This is a genomic window from Mesorhizobium hawassense (genome assembly GCF_003289945.1).
Classification (GTDB): Bacteria; Pseudomonadota; Alphaproteobacteria; order Rhizobiales; family Rhizobiaceae; genus Mesorhizobium; species Mesorhizobium hawassense.
Genome location: NZ_QMBP01000004.1, coordinates 223,823 through 244,652, shown reverse-complemented (window position 1 = coordinate 244,652; position 20,830 = coordinate 223,823). Strand labels below are relative to the sequence as shown.

Annotated in this window: 18 protein-coding genes; 10 read left to right on the top strand and 8 right to left on the bottom strand. The window is 65.9% G+C overall.

Translation table 11 applies throughout. From position 1 onward, the window contains the following. Positions 1-74 precede the first annotated feature (74 nt). Together DPM33_RS11295 and DPM33_RS11290 are read left to right on the top strand one after the other, a co-directional pair. Positions 75-878 carry an ABC transporter permease gene (locus DPM33_RS11295; protein ID WP_112097506.1) on the top strand — a complete coding sequence of 268 codons (804 nt, stop codon included), beginning with the start codon at positions 75-77 and terminating at the stop codon, positions 876-878. Between the two features lie 119 nt (positions 879-997). Then, the gene (locus DPM33_RS11290) at positions 998-1,756 is read left to right on the top strand and encodes an ABC transporter ATP-binding protein (RefSeq protein ID WP_208648390.1); all 759 of its coding nucleotides are present in this window, start codon (positions 998-1,000) and stop codon (positions 1,754-1,756) included. An 88-nt stretch (positions 1,757-1,844) separates the two neighbouring features. On the opposite strand, the gene DPM33_RS11285 is transcribed toward DPM33_RS11290, so the two are convergent. Further along, complete coding sequence (locus DPM33_RS11285; RefSeq protein WP_112097504.1) at positions 1,845-3,464, bottom strand: GMC family oxidoreductase; 1,620 nt, start codon at positions 3,462-3,464, stop codon at positions 1,845-1,847. 348 nt (positions 3,465-3,812) lie between these two features. On the opposite strand from DPM33_RS11285, the gene DPM33_RS11280 reads away from it, so the two are divergent. The 5 genes from DPM33_RS11280 to DPM33_RS11260 are packed head-to-tail and all read left to right on the top strand — an operon-like array spanning position 3,813 to position 8,715. Next, positions 3,813-5,087 carry a flavin-containing monooxygenase gene (locus DPM33_RS11280; RefSeq protein ID WP_112097503.1) on the top strand — a complete coding sequence of 425 codons (1,275 nt, stop codon included), beginning with the start codon at positions 3,813-3,815 and terminating at the stop codon, positions 5,085-5,087. 35 nt (positions 5,088-5,122) lie between these two features. After that, the gene (locus DPM33_RS11275) at positions 5,123-5,539 is read left to right on the top strand and encodes a RidA family protein (RefSeq protein ID WP_112097707.1); all 417 of its coding nucleotides are present in this window, start codon (positions 5,123-5,125) and stop codon (positions 5,537-5,539) included. Between the two features lie 5 nt (positions 5,540-5,544). Beyond that, complete coding sequence (locus DPM33_RS11270) at positions 5,545-6,219, top strand: DUF1028 domain-containing protein (RefSeq protein ID WP_112097502.1); 675 nt, start codon at positions 5,545-5,547, stop codon at positions 6,217-6,219. A gap of 21 nt (positions 6,220-6,240) precedes the next feature. Beyond that, positions 6,241-7,731 (top strand): aldehyde dehydrogenase, encoded by a 1,491-nt coding sequence (locus tag DPM33_RS11265; RefSeq protein WP_112097501.1) that lies wholly within the window; start codon positions 6,241-6,243, stop codon positions 7,729-7,731. Between the two features lie 48 nt (positions 7,732-7,779). After that, positions 7,780-8,715, top strand: a complete 936-nt coding sequence (locus tag DPM33_RS11260) for a LysR family transcriptional regulator (protein WP_112097500.1) — start codon at positions 7,780-7,782, stop codon at positions 8,713-8,715. 6 nt (positions 8,716-8,721) lie between these two features. On the opposite strand, the gene argE is transcribed toward DPM33_RS11260, so the two are convergent. Further along, a complete protein-coding gene (gene argE / locus DPM33_RS11255) occupies positions 8,722-9,876 on the bottom strand; it encodes an acetylornithine deacetylase (RefSeq protein WP_112097499.1) in 1,155 nt (384 codons plus the stop codon). A gap of 220 nt (positions 9,877-10,096) precedes the next feature. On the opposite strand from argE, the gene DPM33_RS11250 reads away from it, so the two are divergent. Further along, positions 10,097-12,166: an oxidoreductase gene (locus DPM33_RS11250; protein WP_112097498.1), complete on the top strand. Its 2,070-nt coding sequence runs from the start codon at positions 10,097-10,099 to the stop codon at positions 12,164-12,166. A gap of 48 nt (positions 12,167-12,214) precedes the next feature. On the opposite strand, the gene DPM33_RS11245 is transcribed toward DPM33_RS11250, so the two are convergent. From DPM33_RS11245 to DPM33_RS11225, 5 genes are read right to left on the bottom strand one after another with little or no spacing between them, the layout of a single operon-like run. Beyond that, positions 12,215-13,321 carry a class I SAM-dependent methyltransferase gene (locus DPM33_RS11245; RefSeq protein WP_112097497.1) on the bottom strand — a complete coding sequence of 369 codons (1,107 nt, stop codon included), beginning with the start codon at positions 13,319-13,321 and terminating at the stop codon, positions 12,215-12,217. A gap of 12 nt (positions 13,322-13,333) precedes the next feature. Further along, complete coding sequence (locus DPM33_RS36645) at positions 13,334-13,915, bottom strand: DUF3726 domain-containing protein (RefSeq protein WP_208648383.1); 582 nt, start codon at positions 13,913-13,915, stop codon at positions 13,334-13,336. After that, positions 13,912-15,558, bottom strand: a complete 1,647-nt coding sequence (locus DPM33_RS11235; RefSeq protein WP_112097496.1) for a hypothetical protein — start codon at positions 15,556-15,558, stop codon at positions 13,912-13,914. The genes DPM33_RS36645 and DPM33_RS11235 overlap by 4 nt, the downstream gene beginning before the upstream one ends. Then, entirely contained in the window at positions 15,555-16,571 is a 1,017-nt protein-coding gene (locus DPM33_RS11230; RefSeq protein WP_245442075.1) for an Ldh family oxidoreductase, read from the bottom strand. Before DPM33_RS11230 ends, DPM33_RS11235 begins: the two co-directional genes overlap by 4 nt. Positions 16,572-16,574: 3 nt before the next feature. Then, positions 16,575-17,483 carry a LysR family transcriptional regulator gene (locus DPM33_RS11225; protein WP_112097495.1) on the bottom strand — a complete coding sequence of 303 codons (909 nt, stop codon included), beginning with the start codon at positions 17,481-17,483 and terminating at the stop codon, positions 16,575-16,577. 99 nt (positions 17,484-17,582) lie between these two features. Between DPM33_RS11225 and DPM33_RS11220 the strand changes: the two genes are divergently transcribed. Further along, entirely contained in the window at positions 17,583-19,031 is a 1,449-nt protein-coding gene (locus DPM33_RS11220) for an aldehyde dehydrogenase family protein (protein WP_112097494.1), read from the top strand. After that, positions 19,028-20,005 (top strand): membrane dipeptidase, encoded by a 978-nt coding sequence (locus tag DPM33_RS11215; RefSeq protein ID WP_112097493.1) that lies wholly within the window; start codon positions 19,028-19,030, stop codon positions 20,003-20,005. Before DPM33_RS11220 ends, DPM33_RS11215 begins: the two co-directional genes overlap by 4 nt. Before the next feature lie 8 nt (positions 20,006-20,013). Here the strand turns inward: DPM33_RS11215 and DPM33_RS11210 are convergent, their stop codons facing one another. Then, positions 20,014-20,829 (bottom strand): NAD-dependent epimerase/dehydratase family protein, encoded by an 816-nt coding sequence (locus DPM33_RS11210; RefSeq protein ID WP_112097492.1) that lies wholly within the window; start codon positions 20,827-20,829, stop codon positions 20,014-20,016. Between the last annotated feature and the right edge of the window lies 1 nt (position 20,830).

Sequence of the window (20,830 nt, the reverse complement as noted above, 5' to 3'; positions counted from 1 at the left end):
TTGGTCGGCCTCTCGGGGCCGTCCCTGCTTTCCCGAAGCCAGGGTTTGGCGCTTAAATCAACGGAGGCCATCTAATGGCTCAGAGGCGGACGGCGTGGACGCGCCTGACGACCCCATTCGCCAACATTCCCGCCAGCACGGCAACGACGCTCGCGCTGGCGATGTGGGTCGTCGTGATCGGCGGGTGGGCTTTGCTGTCCTACGGCCGCGTCGTGCCGAACATGTTCCTGCCGACACCCGGAACGGTGCTGCAGACGACCTATCGCATGTCCCTGGACGGCAGCCTGTTCTACCACACCTTGACCAGTGCCAAGGTGGTGATCCTGGGCTTCATCGTGTCCTCGGTGATCGCGGTGCCGCTGGGGCTGTGGATGGGCACCTACCGGGCTGTGCAGGCGCCGCTTGAGCCGCTGGTCAACTTCATCCGCTATCTGCCCGTCACCTCTTTCGTGCCTTTGTTCATCCTGTGGATCGGCATCGGCATCGAGCAGCGCATAGCGGTGATCTTCTTCGGCACGTTCTTCCAGCAGCTGGTGATGATCTCCGACTGTGCGCGCAGCGTATCGAGGGACCTGGTCAACGCCTCCTACACGCTCGGCACCAGGCGCAGCGAAGCGGTGTGGCATGTCATTTTCCCGGCAGCGCTTCCCGCGATCCTCGACACGCTTCGCGTCACCATGGGTTGGGCGTGGACATATCTCGTCGTGGCCGAGCTCGTCGCGGCGTCGAGCGGGCTTGGCTATATCAGCCTCAAGGCGATGCGCGGCTTCCAGGTCGATGTGATCTTCATGGCGATCGCCGCGATCGGGCTTCTCGGCCTCATCACCGACACGGCATTCCGCATCATCCGAGCGAGGGTCGCGCCATGGGCAGCTTGATCCTGAACGCATCTTCGCAAACCGCAGTCGGATCAAGGGCCATGAGCGAATCCATCAAGGCGAACAATCCGGCAGGTACCGCCCATGCAGCCGGCGATCCGCGGTCGGCCGGCACCACGATGGCCATCGAGGACGTGACACTGCGTTACGGCGACGCCAATGGCGTGCTAGCGCTGGACGACGTTTCGCTGAAGGTTGCCAAAAACGAGTTCTGCGTCATCGTCGGCCCTTCGGGCTGCGGCAAATCCAGCCTGCTCTATCTTGCGGCCGGCCTCAACGATGTAACTTCAGGCACCATCAAGGTCGACGGCAGGGAAGTGATCGAACCCGGTCCCGACAGGGGCATGGTGTTCCAGAGCTACACCTTGTTTCCCTGGCTCACCGTGCGCGCCAACATCGAATACGGGCCCAAGCGCAAGGGCCTGCCGGCGGAACAGCGCAGGCAGATCGTCGACCAGTATCTCGACGAGGTCGGCCTTGCGCCCTTCGCCGACCATTACCCGGCGCAGCTCTCAGGCGGCATGAAGCAGCGCGTGGCGATTGCGCGCGCGCTCGCCAACGACCCGGCCGTCCTGTTGATGGACGAGCCGTTCGGCGCGCTCGACAGCCAGACGCGCGGCACCATGCAGAAGCTGCTCTTGCGCGTCTGGGAGCGCCAGCAGAAGACCGTGCTCTTCGTCACCCACGACATCGACGAGGCGCTGGTGCTGGGCGACCGCGTTCTGGTGATGACGGCGAGGCCTGGCAAGATCAAGGCCGAGATCAAGGTCGACATCCCGCGGCCGCGCTCGATGGACGTGATCCTCGAGCCCGACTTCATCGCGCTCAAGCGCCGCATCCTTGGCCTTTTGCACGACGAGATCGACGAGGATCACTGAGAGCAATCGCGAGCATACGCAAGGAGTTGGGGGCAGTTCTGCGCGCAAACGCTGAACTGCCCCCAAACGTCGAAGGCCGAGGCGATCTCTACCTTTGGCCGCTATGTGCCGAACCGAGGATCATCTCGGAAACCTTCTGGCCGATCATCATGCTCGGCGCGTTGGTGTTGCCGCCGATCAGCTTCGGCATGATCGAGGCATCCGCGACCCTAAGCCCTTCCACGCCGCGCACCGTGAGCGTCCCCGGATCGACGACGGCCATGTCGTCCGTTCCCATCTTGCAGGTTCCGACCGGGTGATAGACCGTCAGCGCTTCGGCGCGCAGATAGGCGAGGATCTCGTCGTCGCTGCTTATATCCTTGCCCGGAAGCATCTCCTTGCCGCGCACCTCGTCGAACTCGGATGCGGCAAGGATCCGGCGCGCGATCTTGATGCCTTCGACCAGCACCATGGCGTCCTCCTCATCCGCGAAGAAGCGGTGATCGATGAGAACGTCGCGTCGGGAACTGTCGCGTGAGAGCTTGATCTCGCCCACGCTTTTCGGCCGGAGCACGCAGGTGTGAATGGCGTAGCCATGGCCGTATTCGATCAGCCTGCCGCGATGGCTGCGATATCCGGGCACGAAATGGAACTGGATGTCGGGCAGGCCGTTGGCGTGCCGGGTTTTGGCAAAGCCGCCGGCCTCGACATAATTGGTGGTGAGCATGCCCTTGCGGCGCGCGAAATACTGGAAGGGCGCCGCCGCGACGCGCGGCAGGTTGGTAAGCGACAGGCCGAGCGTCCTGGTGCTCCTGGAGCGCACGGTGATCATGCCGTCGACATGGTCCTGCAGGTTCTTGCCAACGCCGGGCAGATCGAGAACCGGCGTGATGCCGATCTGCCGAAGTTCACTTGCCGGCCCGATGCCGGAGGCCATCAGGATCTTGGGCGAGTTGATGGCACCAGCCGAAAGCACGATCTCGCGGCTGGCCGAGAGCTGCTTCTGCCGGCCGTCATGCCGCACGCGCATTCCCGTGGCGCGGCCCTCGGAAATGACCAGATCGATCACCTCGCATTCGCTGAGCACCGTCAGGTTCCTGCGATCGAGCACGGGACGCATGAAGGCGCTGAAGCTGCTGAAGCGCTGTCCCCGATCCTGCGTGACGTTGTAGATGCCGAGGCCGAACTGGCTCTCGGCGTTGAAGTCGGGATTGGCGGGCAGGCCGGCATTTTTCCCGGCCTTGACGAACATGCCCGAAAGCACGTTCGGGTCGCGCGGATTGTCGACCAGCAGTTCGCCGTCGGCGCCGTGATAGCGCGGGTCCTGGGCGAGGAGATTGCGCTCCAGCTTCCTGAACACCGGCAGCACGTCGCGGTAAGCCCAGCCGGCGCAGCCGAGACCGGCCCACTCGTCGTAGTCCTCGGCGGCGCCGCGAATATAGACCATCGAGTTGATCGAGCTGGATCCGCCCAGCGCCTTCCCGCGATTGACCGGAATGCTGCGGTTGTTGAGATGCTGTTGCGGCACGCCGACGAAACAATAGTCGTAACTGGGGTTGCCGTAGAGCGACAGGATGCCGGCCGGCACCTTCACCCGCAGACTGTCGTCGCTGCCGCCGGCCTCGGTCAGGCATACCCTGACGGATGGATCGGCGCTCAGCCGATTGGCGACCACGCAACCGGCCGAGCCGGCGCCGACGACGATGTAGTCGAAATTCTCAGTCTGCATGCCCAGCCCCCTGGAGAATGCCGGCGCTCGAGGCATGACGGAACGGATCGCATCCCTGTTCCGGAACCAGTTTCCGCGCCGACACGTGCCTGGCTCGCCCGCCACCTCATGCGGCGGCGCCGATCCCACCGCTGGAACTGTAGGTTCGTCCATCGGCGCGAGAAATTCGGAAATGGTTACGCGTGACTTCGGAGATTCGTTATGGGCGCGCGCCGGCACGTGCTGCTACTTGTGGGCGCCAGTAGAGAAGCGGCCGGATGGCGCAGCCCGTCTGCATGCGCCATCCGCCCAAGATCGACTTCATCCCGCGCAGCGGAAGCTGTCGGATGGTCAGAAAAAGGACTGAGCATGTCGGTTGAGAAGGTAGACACGCTTGTCGTCGGCGGCGGCCAGGCCGGGGTGGCCATGAGCGAGCACCTGAGCAAATGCGGGGTGCCTCACCTGGTCCTCGAACGCGGCCGCATTGCCGAGCGCTGGCGCTCGCAGCGCTGGGACTCGCTGGTCGCCAACGGTCCTGCCTGGCACGACCGGTTCCCGGGCATGGAGTTTCCCGTGACCGGCCCCGATGGGTTTCCGTCCAAGGAGGAGGTTGCCGACTATTTCGCCGCCTACGCCGAGCGGATCGATGCGCCGATCCGCTGCGGCGTCGAGGTCAAGTCGGTGCAGAAGAATGCCGGCCGTCCAGGATTCCGCGTCGAGACGTCGAATGGCGTGATCGAAGCCAACAGTATCGTGGCCGCGACCGGACCTTTCCAGGTCCCTGTCATCCCGCCTCTCGTACCCGCGGACGCAGGCATCCTGCAGATACATTCCAGCGCCTACCGCAATCCGGCCCAGTTGCCGAAAGGCGCGGTGCTGGTGGTCGGCGCGGGATCCTCGGGCGTCCAGATTGCCGACGAGCTCCAGCGCGCCGGCCGGCGCGTCTATCTCTCCGTCGGCGCGCATGACCGTCCGCCGCGCGCCTATCGCGGGCGCGACTTCTGCTGGTGGCTGGGCGTTCTCGGCAAGTGGGACCTCGAAACCCCCGGACCCGGTACGGAACATGTGACGATCGCCGTCAGCGGTGCGCGCGGCGGCGAGACGATCGATTTCCGTCGCCTGGCCGCGCAGGGGATGACGCTGGTCGGCATGGCCAAGACCTACCAGGACGGCGTGATGAGCTTCGCGCCCGACCTTGCCAAAAACATTGCCCGGGGCGACGCCAATCTGATGTCGCTGCTCGACGAAGCCGACGCCTATGTCGCGCGCAACGGCCTCGACCTTCCGGAAGAGCCTGACCTCCGCAAAATCGGCTCGGACCCGGAATGCGTGACCAATCCGATCCTCGAGCTCGATCTGGCCGAGGCCGGGGTGACGTCGATCATCTGGGCGACGGGCTTTGCCGTCGATTACAGCTGGCTGAAGGTCGATACCTTCGACGAGAAGGGCCGGCCAAGGCACCAGCGCGGCGTCTCGGTCGAGCCGGGGATCTATTTCCTGGGGCTGCCCTGGCAGTCGCGCAGGGGATCGAGTTTCATCTGGGGCGTCTGGCATGATGCCAAGCACGTGGCCGACCGTATTTCGACGCAGCGCAAATATCTCGCCTATCACGCCGCCGCGACGCGCGAGCCCGTGGACGCCTGACCAAAAGCTGCGAGCCCGACTTCATGGAGACCAAGATGGCGCATACGCGAATTCGCAAATTCAACACGAAGGATACATATCCGGAGCAGAAGCTCGACAACGACCTCTGCCAGGCGGTCGTCACGCGCGGCGGCCGCACTGTCTATCTGCGGGGGCAGTGCCCGCAGGATCTCGACACGGCCAAGAATATCGACAGCCACGATCCGGTCGAGCAGACCCACAAGGTCATGCAGAACATCAGGCAGCTGATCGAGGAGTGCGGCGGCACGATGGAGCATCTGGTGAAGGTGGTGGTCTACATCACCGACGTCCGCCACCGCGAAGCCGTCTACCGGACGATGGGCGAATACATCAAGGGCGTCCATCCGGTTTCGACCGGCCTGGTGGTGTCGGCCCTGGCGCGGCCGGACTGGCTGGTCGAGATCGACGGCACCGCCGTCATCCCGGACTGAGCGCCATGACCTTCTCCATCGTCGCGCGATGCCGGCGCACAGGCATGTTCGGGGTGGCGGTGTCCTCGTCGTCTCCCGCGGTCGCGGCCCGCTGCGCCTACGCGCAGGCCGGCGTCGGCGCGGTCGCCAGCCAGAACGTCACCGACCCGACGCTCGGGCCGCGGGCATTGGAACTGATGACGCGCGGCGCCTCAGCCGCCGAGGCCGTCGCGATCATCAAGCGTACCGCCGCTTTCAGCGAATACCGGCAGGTCCTGGCGGTCGATGTGGCCGGCGGCAGCGCCATTCATTCGGGGCCGAAAGCGCTCGGCATCTGGGCCGAGGCGCGCGGCGAGGACGTCGCCTGCGGCGGTAACCTGCTTGCGAATGAAGGCATCCCGCAGGCCATGGTCGACGCTTTCCTTGCCTCCGAAGGCGATCTCGGCGACCGGCTGATCGCCACCATGCGCGCCGCGCTCAAGGCCGGCGGCGAGGCAGGGCCGGTCCGTTCCGCCGGCATGAAGCTGGTGCGCGATGTGTCGTGGCCCGTCGCCGACCTGCGTTGCGACTGGACCGAGGACTGCCCGATCGAGCAACTGGCAACGCTGTGGGAGATCTACAAGCCCCAGCTCGACGCCTATGTCACCCGCGCCCTGAACCCGTCCGATGCGCCGAGCTACGGCGTTCCCGGCGACGAGTAGCCCCGACAGTCTGGAACCAGCATGAGCCAACTCAGCCACGAGGATTGGATCGGCAAGGCGTCGGCGATCCGTTTCCGCGACAAGGCCTTCATCGACGGCAAGGCGGTGCCGGCGCGCTCCGGCCGGACCTTCGCCAGCATCAATCCGGCCACGGGAGCGACGCTCGCCGAGGTCGCCTCCTGCGGCGAGGAGGACATCGACCTTGCCGTCGCCGCGGCGCGCCGCAGTTTTGAGGCCGGCGTCTGGTCGCGAACGAGCCCCGCGCATCGCAAGGAGGTGTTGCTGCGGTTGGCGCAGCTGCTGCGCGAGAACCTGCAGGAGCTCGCGCTGCTGGAGTCGCTGGACATGGGCAAGCTGGTCAAGGATGCCGCCAGCATCGACGTGCCGGGCTCGGCGGCGATCTTCCAGTGGTACGCCGAGGCGATCGACAAGGTCTATGACGAGGTGGCGCCGACGGGGCAGGGCGACCTCGCTTTGGTGCGGCGGGAACCGCTCGGGGTCGTGGGCGCCGTCGTGCCTTGGAATTTCCCGCTCGACATGGCGACCTGGAAATGCGCGCCAGCGCTGGCGGCCGGCAATTCGGTGGTGCTGAAACCGGCCGAGCAGTCACCTTTCTCGGCGCTCAGGCTGGCGGAGCTCGCCATGGAGGCCGGCCTGCCCGCCGGCGTGCTCAATGTGGTGCCGGGCCTCGGCGAGACGGCCGGCCAGGCGCTTGGCCGCCATATGGATGTCGATTGCCTTGCCTTCACCGGGTCGACCGCCGTCGGCAAGATGTTCCTGCAGTATTCCGGCCAGTCGAACATGAAGCAGGTCTGGCTGGAGACGGGCGGCAAGAGTCCCAATCTGGTCTTCGCGGATTGCGGGAATCTCGATGCCGCGGCCGACATGGCTGCCTTCGGCATCTTCTTCAACCAGGGGCAGGTGTGCTCGGCCAATTCCAGGCTTCTGGTCGAGCGCAGCGTCAAGGATGCGCTGGTCGAGAAACTGGCGGAGCGCGCGGCGGCGTCGCAGCCGGGCGACCCGCTCGACCCGGCATCCCGGATGGGGGCGATGGTGGACGCGCGGCACGCCGCGACGGTGATGCGCTTCATCGATGGCGGCAGGAAGTCGGCCCGGCTGGTCACCGGTGGCGATCGGGTCGCGGTCGACGGCCGCGGCAGTTTCGTGCAGCCGACGATCTTCGACGATGTCGCGCCCGACGATCCGCTTGCCCGCGACGAGATTTTTGGCCCGGTGCTGTCGGTGATCGCCTTCGACAGCGAAGACGAGGCGCTGCGGATTGCCAATGACAGCATCTATGGCCTGGCAGCGTCGCTGTGGACCGACAGCCTGTCGCGCGCCCATCGTGTCGCCGAGCGGCTTCGGGTCGGCACCGTATCGGTGAACACCGTCGATGCGCTGAGCCCGATGACGCCCTTCGGCGGCGTCAAGCAATCCGGCTTCGGACGCGACCTGTCGCTGCACGCGCTCGACAAATACACCGCGTTGAAGACCACCTGGATCAAGTACTGAGGAGCGGCCGCGACTTGATCACTGGGTGCAAACCGGCAACATAGCGCCATGCCGCTCCGCTTCACGCTCAGACAACTCGAATATTTCGTCGCCGTTGGCGAGGCAGGTTCGATCGCCAAGGCGGCCGAGCAGGTGAATGTCTCGCCGCCGTCGATCTCGGCCTCGATCGCGCAGCTCGAAGCGGAATTCGGCGTCCAGCTCTTCGTGCGCAAGCATTCGCACGCCCTTGCACTGACGGCGGGCGGCCGCCTGTTCCTCAAGGAAGCCGCGCGCCTGCTCAACGACGCCGACGCGCTGCACGACATTGCCGGCGACATCGCGGAAAAGGTGCGCGGACCGCTGGCGGTCGGCTGCCTGCTCACCTTCGCGCAGATCGTGCTGCCGGCGCTGCGCAAAAAGTTCGAGGACGCCTATCCGGATGTGCGCGTCCGGCAGTTCGAGCGCAACCAGGGCCAATTGTTCGAGATGCTGCAGCGTGGCGAAATAGACGCTGCGCTCACCTACGATCTCGAACTGTCGCAGGACATGACCTTCGAGCCGCTGATGCAGTTGCCGGCCTATGTGATGCTGCCGGCCGCGCACCACCTGGCGGCTAGGGCGGGCATCACGCCCGAGGAACTGGTCGACGAGCCGATGGTGCTGCTCGACCTGCCCTATAGCCGCGAATATTTCCTCTCGGCTTTCCAGCCCAAGGGCCTGCGGCCCAAGATCGCCGAGCGCACCGGCGACATCGCCGTGATGCGTTCGATGGTGGCCAACGGCTTCGGCTACGGCATCGCCAACATGCGGCCGCTCAACACCATGTCGCCGGACGGCAAGCTGCTGGTCTTCGTGCCCTTGCTGGGCGACATCAGGCCGCTGACCATGGGAATTGCGCTGCCCAATGCCGAGCATCGCACGCTGACGGTGCAGGCTTTCATCGACCACTGCCGGCGCTTCGTCGTCGAGCAGGGCGTCTTCGGCACCGAACGCATCGTCAAATGAGGAATTTCACGGCCCGTCAGTGAGACGCGACAGCAGTCGCTCCAGCATCTCGTCGCAACGCCGCAATTGCTCGAGGCTGACATACTCGTCCGGCTTGTGTCCCTGCGCCATGGAGCCCGGCCCGCAGACGACGGCAGGCGTGCCTAGATCGCGGCTGAACAATCCGCCTTCGGTGCCGTAAGCGACTTTCATGGTGCCGTTGGCGCCGGTCAGCGATTTGACGAAGGCGACCGCTTCCGAGGCGGCCGGCGTGTCGAGGCCCGGATAGGTGTTGGTGATCTCGATGTCGATCGCGGCTTCGGGCGCGATCGAAGCGGCGTTGGCGGCAATGCGTGCCGCGGCACCGCGCAGCCTGTCGAGAACGTCGCCGGCATCGTCGGCGGCGACGTTGCGGATCTCGAAATCGACCTGACAGAGATTGGGCACGATGTTGAGCGCCACGCCGGCATTGATCCTGCCGACATGCACGGTTGTGTAGGCAATGTCGTAGTCGCCGTCGCGGGCGCCTTCGCGGGCCAGCCGCTCCTGCTCGTCGCGCAGGGCGCGCACGAAATCGCAGCCGAGATGGATGGCGTTGAGCGCCAGCGGAGCGAGCGCCGAATGGCCTTCGCGTCCCTTGCAGACGGCGCGCGCTGCGAGCTTGCCCTTGTGCCCGGTCGCCACCTGCATGTTGGTCGGCTCGCCGACGATGCAGAGCAGTGGGCGTTGCGGCGCCGCGCTCAGCATTTCGATCAGGTCGCGCACGCCGAGACAGCCGACCTCCTCGTCGTAGGAGAGCGCCAGATGCAGGGGCGTGCGAAGCGCCATTTTCGAAGCCTTCAGGCAGGCCGCGAGGGCGGAGGCGACGAAGCCCTTCATGTCCGCCGCGCCGCGCCCGTAAAGCCTGCCGTCGCGCTGGGTCATCGCGAAGGGCGGCAATGTCCAGTTCTGGCCGTCGACGGGAACGACATCGGTGTGGCCGGACAGCATGATGCCGGGTCTGTCGGCCGGCCCGATGGTGGCGAAGAGATTGGCCTTGTGGCCGTCCGCGCTGTGGATGAGCTGGCTGGTTATGCCGTTTGCTTGGAGCAGATCGGCCACATAGCCGATCAGGTCGAGGTTGGAGTCGCGGCTCACCGTCGGGAAGGCGAGCAGCTTTTCGAGGATACTGATGCTGTCCATGTCTCTTGTCCGTTGCCGCAGCCGGCTGTGTAGCACCGCGGTGCGGCAGCGCTGAAGTCGCATTTGTCTCAGCCCCGGTTCATCTGAGGCTAATCCATGCAAGGGCGATTAGGCGCGTCCTAATCGGCGCAGAAGAAATCCATAGTTTTCCCGCGCCAGCGCCAACTTATGAGTAGTCTCGGCGGATCGGCAGGACCGAACCGGCATCAAGGAAGCTATTATGCGCGACCCACGCTACGACATTCTGTTCGAGCCGATGAAGATCGGCCCGGTGACGGCCAAGAACCGCTTCTACCAGGTTCCGCACTGCAATGGCGGTGGTTATCGCGATCCGTCGGCCGCGGCCGAGATGCGCCGCATGAAGTCGGAAGGCGGATGGGGCGTCATCTTCACCGAGCAGACGGAGATGCATCACACCTCCGAGATCACGCCCTTCATCGAGCTCAGGTTGTGGGATGATGCCGACATTCCGGCGCTGGCCAAGATGGCCAAGGCCATGCACGAGTACGGGGCACTCGCCGGTGTCCAGCTCGCCTATTCCGGCATCAACGGGCCCAATCTTTACACCAAGGAGGTTCCGCGCGGGCCTTCGGCCCTGCCGATCCGCACCTTCACCAACGATCCGGTGCAGGCGCGCGCCATGGACAGAGAGGATATCCGCGACCTGCGCCGCTGGCACCGCAACGCCTTCAAACGCGCGAAGCAGGCGGGCTTCGACCTGGTGTGCCTCTACGGCGCGCACGGCTTCGGCATCATCCAGCATTTCCTGTCCACCGCCACCAACCAGCGCAGCGACGAATATGGCGGCTCGCTGGAAAACCGCTCGCGGCTGATGCGCGAGCTGATCGAGGAAGGACGCGACGCGATCGGCGACACTTGCGGCCTGACACTGCGGCTGTCGCTGGACGAGATGATCGGCGAACTCGGCTTCGCCAATTCGGAAGTCCGCGACATGATCGAGATGCATGCCGAGCTGCCCGACCTCTGGGACCTCGCGCACGGCGCTTGGGAGGATTGCTCGGGGCCGTCGCGCTTCAAGGAAGAGGCGGCGCAGGAAAGCCTCGTCTCCGGCATCAAAAGGCTGACCACGAAGCCGGTCGTCGGCGTCGGCCGCTTCACCTCGCCGGACGTGATGGTGCGGATGATCAAATCGGGCACGCTCGACTTCATCGGCTGCGCCCGGCCGTCGATCGCCGATCCCTTCCTGCCGAGGAAAGTCGAGGAGGGACGGATCGAGGACATCCGCGAATGCATCGGCTGCAACATCTGCATCACCGGTGACATGACGATGTCGATCTCGCGCTGCACCCAGAACCCGACCTTCATGGAGGAATGGCGCAAGGGCTGGCATCCGGAGCGCATGCAGGCCAAGGGCGACAGCGACAGCGTGCTGATCGTCGGCGCCGGACCCGCCGGACTGGAAGCCGCCCGCGCGCTCGGCCTGCGCGGCTATCAGGTGGCGATAGCGGAAGCCGACACCGAGCTTGGCGGACGCGTGGCGCGCGAATGTCTGCTGCCCGGCCTCTCGGCCTGGGGCCGGGTGCGCGACTACCGGCAGTATCAGCTCAGCCGGATGCCGAATGTCGATATCTATTTCGAAAGCCGGCTGACGGCGGACGACATCCTGTCCTTTGGCTTCCAGAACGTCGCCATCGCCACCGGATCGACATGGCGTCGCGACGGCGTCGCGCGCGCCCATGTCGTGCCGATGCCGATCGATCCCGCCACGCCAGTCTACACACCGGACGATCTGATGGGCGGCAAGGTGCCGGGTGGCAATGTCGTGCTGTTCGACGACGACCACTACTACATGGGTGGCGTGCTCGCCGAGCTGATGGCGCGCCAGGGCGCGAAGGTGACCCTGGTGACCCCATCGGCCTATGTCTCGGACTGGACCCGCAACACGCTGGAGCAGGGGGCCATCCACCGCCGCCTGGCGGAGCTGGGAGTCGATATCGTCCTCAACAGGACCGTTACGAACATCGCTGCGGGCGGTGTCGTCACGGCCTGCGTCTATACCGGCGCGCGCCGCGAGCTGGCGGCCGACGCCGTCGTCCTGGTGACGTCGCGCAATCAGGACGATGCCGTGTGGCGCGATCTCAAGGCCCGGGAAAACGAGTGGACCGGCAACGGCATCCGTTCGGCCAAGGTCATCGGCGACGCCGAAGCGCCGGGACCCATCGCCTGGGCAACCTATGCCGGCCATCGCTTCGCCCGCGAACTGGACGAAGCCGATATCGGCGATGCCTTGCCGTTCCGGCGGGAAGTGACGGCGCTGGCGGCCGAATAGAGGCCGTCCGATCATGTGGTCGGATGGCGCGACGCTGAAGCCGGTCCGCTACGATTTGACGATCTCCGTCACGCAGTGGACGTAGTCCATGCGGTGATCTTCCGGCGTTCGTGCGACATCGGCTTCGTAGGTGTTGTAGAAATCGTCGATGATTGCCGAGCGCTCGCTTGCCGGTCGCGCGGGATCGAGCGCGTTCGCGAAAACGGTTTCGGACCAGGAGCGCAGAGTCGGCACATAGGCCCTGGCGAAATCCGGCGCGTTGCGGTGGGTCCGGAACGCCTCGGCATAGGGGCAGGGCGTCACCATGGTGAACATCGTCTCCAGCTTTAGTCCGGCCTGCGACACCGGCGAGGCGGGATCGCGGAAGGGTGCTGCGAACTCGTCCGGCGTCTTGTAGAATTGCTGGAACGTCGCGTTGACGTATTCCGTCTCGCTGATCCGCCCGGCGCGCAGCAGGTCGCGCCAATGGCGCGCGAAGCAATCGAACATGTCGGCGCCCGTCGTATGGCCGAGATAGCGGCCTTCTTCATCGATACAGAAATTGGCCAGCGCGAGCCTGCCGCCGGACCGCAGTTCATGCGCCCTGGCAAGCAGGATCGTCTCCCAGTCGCGAAGGGCCTGCGCGCGGAACTGCTCGCGCTCGGCATTGCTCGCGCCGACCGCCTGGACATGGTCGGCGATCATGCAGGGCCGCTTGCTGATCCAATGCATCGCGGTGGCGGAGAAGCCGAACGAGAGCGAATTGTCCGGCACGATCTGGCGATAGAAGCTGGTGCCGCTGCCGAAGATGTAGAGGGAAGGGGTCTCGGCCAGCGGCGCCTCGGTGGAGGTCCCGAGAAGTCCCTGACTGAGCCTGAACAGGGTCGAGAAATCATTGTGCGGCAGGTCGGTGTAGGTGATCGATATCGCCCGATCCGGTTCTGTCTTCCGCACGGCGCCGACCAGCCGCCGCATCATGTCCATCGACGTGCCGCCGTCGGCCGCGCCGAAATCGGCGATCGCGAATGGCTGGCCGTCTGCGAGCCGGGGCATCTTGGCGACGGCCTCGACGACGAGATCGGCGACCTTGTCGATGACGTATTTGGCGCCGACGGTGTTCGCCGAATAGTAACCCGCTCCCCGCATGGCGATCTTCTGGCCGTCGGCTGCGCTCATTCTTCTCTCCCCTTATTCATCGTCGACGCGGCCTCCGCCGGCGCCGCGCACGCGCGACCTTTCGCTTTCGGGCACATAGGTTCTGGCCGCGAAGGAATTCAGCGCGGCGAGCGTCCGTTCCTCGATCGCCCCGCGCCGGCCCGTGACCGGCTGCGCCACCTCGGCGCGGTTTTCGATGACCACGTCTGCCCGCGGCGTCAGCAACTCGGGCCGCTCCGCCACGCGCATGTTCGATCGGCGCAGCATTGCGTCGAGCCAGACCGGCAGGCCGACATCCAGGATCGCCAGCGGTATCGCGCTCGCCGAAGGCGGATCGTCGAGCAGCAGGGCCGCGGTCCGGATAGGGCAGAGCGGCCTTTCGGCCGGCTTGTCGGCCTCGCCGCACCGCCAGCGCGCCGCGCGGGCAGGATCGGGTGCCGCGAAGGATTGCGCGTTTTCGGCAAGGCTCAGCATGGCCACGCCCCAGGCTTCGTCTTCGACCGCGATCCGCCTTGCCGCCCGCCCAATGTCCTCGGCCAGGCCCCACGAAAATCCGGCACCCCGCGCCGCCTTGGTGCTCAGCGTTTCCACCTCGTTGAGCGACAGGTCGATCACGCGGCTTCTCCTGCCGTGCCGACGTCCTCGATCAGCGGTTCGCCGCTGAACAGCGCAATGCGCAGCCAGCGGTCGGAGCGCGGATCGAAACTGCGCGCGCCGAAGAAAGCGAGCTTGGCGCGCAAAATGTCGACAGGCCGCAATTCGGCGCCGATCAGATTGTCGTGGATCTCGGCGTAGGGGAATTTGGCGACGATCTGGGCGCGCCGAACCGCATGGCGCCATTCCGGGCGGCGCAGCAGGAAGTCCGCGACGCGGCTCGAGGCCGGCTCCTCGGATAGCGCGGCGGCCAGGCCGAGCGCGTCGCGCGCGGTGGCCAAGGGCTGTTCAAGCTCGGCGCCATCCTCCTCGAAGCGCTCACCGAGCCTCGGCTCGAGCTTCTCCGCGGAAACATACCAGAAGCGCGCATTGGCGGCCGGGTCAGCGAAGTCGACGCTTTCCGCCCAGGAATAGGAGTCGAGAAGCGCCTGGCGGAGCGAGGCGCAACTCATACTGCCGTCGATTGCGTGGCCGTGCGTCTCGTCGGCCTTCATCGTGTCGCCGAGATCGTCGACCAGGGTGCCGTGGGGTTCGAGGATCAGCGAAACGCAGGCTTCCTGCCCCTCGAGCGAGAAATGGTGTTCGGCGAAGCGGTAGAGCGGATCCCAGGGGCGCGGCTTCGCCAGAAGCCGGTCGAGATTTTCCGCCAGCGTGTCGAGGTCGTCGGCGAGCGACCGCGTTGCTGCGGCCTGGCGGCTGTCGTCGCTGTGCCAGCGGGCGACGCGTCGGCGCAGATCGGCGAGAGATTTCGAAAAGGCGTTTCGTTCCACCTTGCCGGCATGTGGTTCGGCGCGTACCCGCGCGAGCGCGGTTTCGCGCGCCAGGAACCAGCTATGCGTCAGCAGCGGATGGCGAACTAGGAAAGGAGCCATGCCCAGCCCCGTCGCATTGCCCACGCCGAGCGCCCTGCGCAAATCCGGCGCCAGTCTGGCCGCGCCGGCCGGATTGCGGCGATGGGCGATGTGATCGACCAGATCGAGCGTGAAGGAGCGGATCAGCCAGACGGTGAGCATCTCGGCCTGGAAGGATCCGGCAAGCTCCGGTCGCGAGGCGATCTCGTCGCGATCGGCGATGCCGAACTTGCCGTTGCCGTAGACCGCCGTGGTGCGAAGCAGATAGCCAACGCCGAGCAGTTGCTCCTCGTCCGGCTGGCGGCCCTGCGCCAGCGTTGCGGCAACCTCCTCGAACAGCCGCACGCTCTTGTTCGCGCGCGCCAGCACGAGTTCGCGGCTGGTGTAGCGGCCTGCTTCCTGCAGCGGCGCATTGGCTTCCAGCCGCGCGATCTCGGCTGAGTCCGGCAATCCGTCGTAAAGCGCGTAGCTGGTGTCCCAGGCCTGCGCGATCACCCGGTCGGACCGCTTCTCGTCGTCGAGCGGGGTCGAGAACGCGACCAGGCTGTAGGTCCTTGCCGGTGTCTCGACCGCATAGACCGCGCGCCCGAAACCATTGTCGTCGAGATCGAACAGATGTTTGCGCACGCGCCATTTCTCTCTGGCGGCGCGGCGGATCAGCTGACGCAGGAAGCTGAGACGCGTCGGATGCGCCGCGCCAAGCCGCTGCAGGCGCATGACGATCTCGGGCGGGCGAAGCGCGATCGCCGTCATGCCGTGGTCCCTGCGAGCTTCTCCAAGGTGGCAAGCGTTTCAGCCGCCACCTCGATGCCTTCGACTGCGCTGCGCTCGCGCGTGCCGAAACGCTTCGTGCCTGGAAGCCTCGCTTCGCCGGTGAAGGCGCCGGCGACGATTTCGAGATTGCCCGCGAACGCGCCCGCCGAAGTCGCGTCCGGCGCGACCGCCAGGAAGAACTGGCCGGTTCCAGGCGGCCCTCCGGTCGTGCCGGAGAACGGGCTGGCGACAAGCCCGGGATTGGCGCCCGTCAAGCACGCGGCGAAGATTTCCACCAGAAGGGCGGAGCCGACGCCCTTGTAGCCGCCCGCCGGCGCCATCGTGCCTTTCAGCGCTTCGCTCGCGTCGGTGGTCGTTTCGCCGCTCGCGTCGAAGGCCCAGCCGGGGGGGATCGGCTCGCCGGCGCGGGCGCGCTTGATGACTTCACTCTTGGCGACGACGCTGGCGCTCTGGTCTATGACGAACTTCGCGCCACCTTGTCCGTCGGGAACCGCCAGCGACCAGGGATTGGTGCCGACGGCCGCCTTGCGGCCACCCCAGGGCGCGATCGACGCCGGCGCGTTGGTGAACCCCAGCCCGACCAGGCCAGCCTGAGCGATGCGTTCGGTGTGATAGCCGAGCGCGCCGCAATTGTAGGAGTTGCGGATGGCGAGCGCCGCCACGCCTTGCGAGCGGGCCGCCTCGATCAGCGGCGGCAGGCCGGTGGCGATGGCCGCATGGGCAAAGCCGTTGCCGGCATCGACGGCGAGAACCGCCGGCGCCGGCCGCGTCAGGCTGGGCTCCGCCAACCCCAGAACCTTGCCGCAGGTCAGATGCTCGCAATAGGTCGGCAGATACATCAGGCCGTGCGACTTCAGCCCGTCGCGTTCGGCCGCCGCGATGCCCGCTGCCAAGGCATCGGCCTGCGCCCCGCTGGCGCCGTGGCGCATCAGGGCCGCGCGGGCGAGTGTCTCGATCCGGGCTTGCGTCAGGCGCGGCATCTGGTCATCCACCCGTCAGGCAGTCGCATAGCCGAACTCTCCTTCTCCGGCCCGCGTCTGCAGGCGCATGCATTCGATGAATCGCAGCGATGCCGGCTGCAGGTTCCGGCCCTCCTTGGCGATCCAGCCGACCGTGCGGCTCGAGCGCGGATCGGCAAGCGGAACGAAGCGCACGGCGTGGCTGCATTTCCAGCGGCAGAGCCGGGGCAGGATGGTGACGCCGAGCCCGGCCTCGACCATCGCCAGATTGGAGCTCACATTGGTCGCGGTGAGTTTCGAGCCGGCGGCAAGCGCCTCGATCTCGGCAAGCCCGAGCGCCGCTGCCGCGCCATTGCGGATGAAGCTCTCACCTTCCAGCTGCGCCCATTTCAACGGACGCTTCGATTTCGCCAAAGGATGATCGACCGGGCAGACGAAATCCAGCGGTTCGTGGAACAATGGCTCGAAACTGAGCTGCGGCCGCTTGCTGGCGAGCACGCACAGACCGACCTCGACCATGCCGTTTTCGACCGCCTCGACGATGGCGTTGGAATCGCTGTCGCGAACATGGATGTCGAACCTGCCGCCCTCGGCGCGAAGCTGGGCGATGGCGCGCGGCAGCAAGGTCACGGCGACCGAAGGCACGCTTGCCACGTCGCAGCGGCCCTGCAGGTCCGCCGCATAGCTCGTCATCGCCAGACAGGCGCGATCATAATGCGCGATCATGGCGCGCGCCTCGTCGAGCACGATGCGGCCGACCGGCGAAAGCGCGCCCTTGCGCTCGCTCTCGAACAGCGGCGCGCCGATATCGTCTTCGAGCTGCTTCAAGGTCATCGACACGGCCGACGGCGTGCGGCCGATCTGATCCGCTGCGGCGCGCACGCCGCCGGTTTCGCAGACGGCGACGAAGCTGCGCATGCCGGTCAGGCTGATGGTTTTCGTCACTGTTAAGCTTGCCTGAACGTTTGTGCCAAAAATTTAGCTTGATTGAAATTCACAGCATTGGTTAGGTCATGTCAACCGAATTGATGCAGGTCGAACAGGATGCTGAACGGTCAGAACTTCATTGCGGGCGAGTGGCGCGATGGCGCCGACTGGGTCGAGGACGTCAACCCATCGGACGTCACCGACATTGTCGGGCGCTTCGCCCAGGCGCGACCATCCGACATCCATGACGCCGTGGCGGCGGCGCAAAGCGCGCAGCGGGAATGGGCGGCGGCCGGCCTCGAAGCGCGGGCCGCCGTCCTCGATGCCGTCGGACGCGAATTGATGGCGCGCTCGAAGGAACTTGGTGAACTTTTGTCGCGCGAGGAGGGCAAGACCCTTCCGGAGGGCGTCGGCGAGGTTTATCGCGCCGGACAGTTCTTCACCTATTTCGCCGCAGAGGCGCTGCGTAATCTGGGCGGCTCGGCCGACTCCGTCAGGGCCGGCGTGGATGTGGTGATCGAGCGCGAGCCGCTCGGCGTCGTGGCGATCATTTCGCCCTGGAATTTCCCCATCGCCACCGCGTCGTGGAAGATCGCGCCGGCGCTGGCCTTCGGCAATGCGGTGGTCTGGAAGCCGGCCAGCGTCACGCCGGCCAGCGCCTGGGCGCTGGCCGAGATCATCAGCCGGCAGGCGATCCCGAAAGGCCTGTTCAATCTGGTGATGGGATCGGGCTCGACGATCGGCCGCGAGCTCGCCGCCAATGCCGATATCCAGGGCCTGAGCTTCACCGGCTCCGGCGCCGTCGGCTCCGGGATCGCGGCGCTGGCCGCCGCACGCTTCGTGAAGCTGCAGCTCGAAATGGGGTCGAAGAATCCGTTCGTGGTCATGGACGATTCCGACCTCGATCGCGCGGTCGATTTGGCCGTGAACGGCGCCTTTGGCGGCACCGGACAGAAATGCACGGCGTCGTCCCGGCTGATCGTGCACCGGCCTGTGCATGATGCCTTCGTCGAGAAGTTCTTGGCGAAGACCAAGGCGCTGAAGGTTGGCCATGCCCTGGAGGCCGGGGTCCAGATGGGGCCGGTCGTCAGCGCCGAACAGCTCGCCGCCAATCTCGACTATGTGGCGCTCGGCAAAAGCGAACGCGCCGAGCTTGCGACGGGCGGCGAGGCGCTCGACCTTGCGCACAAGGGGCACTACATGGCGCCCGCCGTGTTTCTCAACGGGCGCTCGCGCATGCGCATCAACCAGGAGGAGATGTTCGCGCCGATCACCTGCGTCATTCAAGCCGACGATCTCGAAGAGGCGATCCTGCTTGCCAACGATACGCCCTATGGGCTGACGGCGGGGATCGCCACGCGCTCGTTGGCGCGCGCGACGAAATTCCGCCACGCCTCGCGCTCGGGCTGCGTCATGGTCAACCTGGCCACCGCCGGGACAGACTATCACGTGCCGTTCGGCGGCGTCCGCGGCTCCAGCTACGGTCCACGCGAGCAGGGGCGCTCGGCGGCTGAGTTCTACACCCAGGTCAAGACGTCCTACATCCACGCGGGCGCGCCCGAATGACCAGCGACGCGCCTCGAGTGCTGATCGACGGGCTGCAATACTGCAACTGGTCGCGCGCGATTTTCGAGGAGATGCGCCAGGGCGGGCTGACCGCGGTCCACGCCACCGTCGGCTATCACGAAGGTTTTCGCGAGACCGTGCGCCATCTCGTCGATTGGCGGACACGCTTCCGCGACAATGAGGACCTGATCCTTCTGGCGCGCGACAGCGGCGACATCGCGCGGGCGCGGGCCACGAACCGAACGGCTATTTTCCTCGGGCTGCAGAACCCGATGCCGATGGAAGACGATATCGGCCTGATCGAGATGCTTTTCGATCTCGGCATCCGCTTCATGCAACTCACCTACAACAACCAGTCGCTGCTCGGCTGCGGCTGGATGGAGAAGGAGGACAGCGGCGTCACGCGCATGGGGCGCGCGGCGATCGCCGAAATGAACCGTCTCGGCATGATCATTGATCTGTCGCATGCCGGCGAGCGGACCGCGCTGGAAACGATCGCGCTCTCGCAGCGGCCCGTGGTCATCAGCCACGCCAACCCGCGCTGGCTGCGCGACAGCAACCGCAATGTATCTAAGGCCGTCCTGAAGGCGCTGAGCGTGAAAGAGGGACTGCTCGGCCTTTCGCTCTATCCGCTGCATCTTCCGAACGGTTCGGACACGACGCTCAATCAATTTGGCAACATGGCCAAGGAAGCGGCTGAAATCATGGGAGCGGGGCATCTCGGCATCGGCTCGGATCTCTGCCAGGACCAGCCCGACGGCGTCGTGCGCTGGATGCGCGAGGGCCGCTGGACCCGGGACATCCAGGCGGCCGCCAGCTTTCCGGCGCAGCCGTCCTGGTTCGGATCGAATCTCGATTTCCCCGGGCTTTCGGAGGGCCTTCTGTCAGCTGGCTTCGGCAAGGGCGAAACCGCGCTTGTGCTCGGCGGCGCCTGGCATCGTTTCCTCGAGGACAGCCTGCCTCCCGTTGGCTGAGTGCCACGCTATTCGGCCGGCTTGTCGTCCGGGTGGCCGAGTTCGCAGAACCAGCCGCCGAGATATTTCACCGAAGGCTTCTTCGGGTCGGGAGCAGGGGTCTTCGCCTCGACGGCGGCGCGGAACGGCTCGGCGCTGTCCTGCGGGATGAATCCAAGGTGGTCGGCGCCACTGTTGTCGACCATCTTCAGCTTGTTGTCGGAGATGCCGAAGGAGATCGTGTGGCCGACGCGCGGCGCGGTCAGCGATGCCTCGACCAGGCGCACGCAGTCGGCGAAGGAGAGGTACGACCACAGCATGCGGCGGTCGGCCGGTTCGGGGAAAGACGAGAAGATGCGCAGGCACACCGTCTCGATGCCGAACTTGTCCCAATAGAGCCGGCTGAGGCTCTCGACGAAATTCTTCGACACGCCATAGAGGCTGTCGGGACGCACCGGTGCGTCGACACCGATATGCGCCTCGATCTCGTGATAGCCGATGGCATGCACCGACGAGGCGTAGATGACGCGCTTCACGCCGTGTTTCCGGGCGCCTTCATAGATGTGGTAGGAGCCGCGGATGCTGGAATCGAGGATGGTCTGCCACTCGCATTCGAGCGGCGCGCCGCCGAAATGCACGATCCCGTCGCAATCCTTGGTCGCTGCGATCGTCGCTTCCATGTCGGCGAGGTCGAAGATCGCTTCCTCCTCGTGCGGCGCAAGATCACCAAACGGTTGGCGCCCCGCCAGACGAATTTTTTTGGCTAGCGGCACCAGCCCTTTGCGCAGCTCCGAGCCGAGCCGGCCGGCGGCGCCGGTGATCAGGATACGTTCGTAATGCGGCATG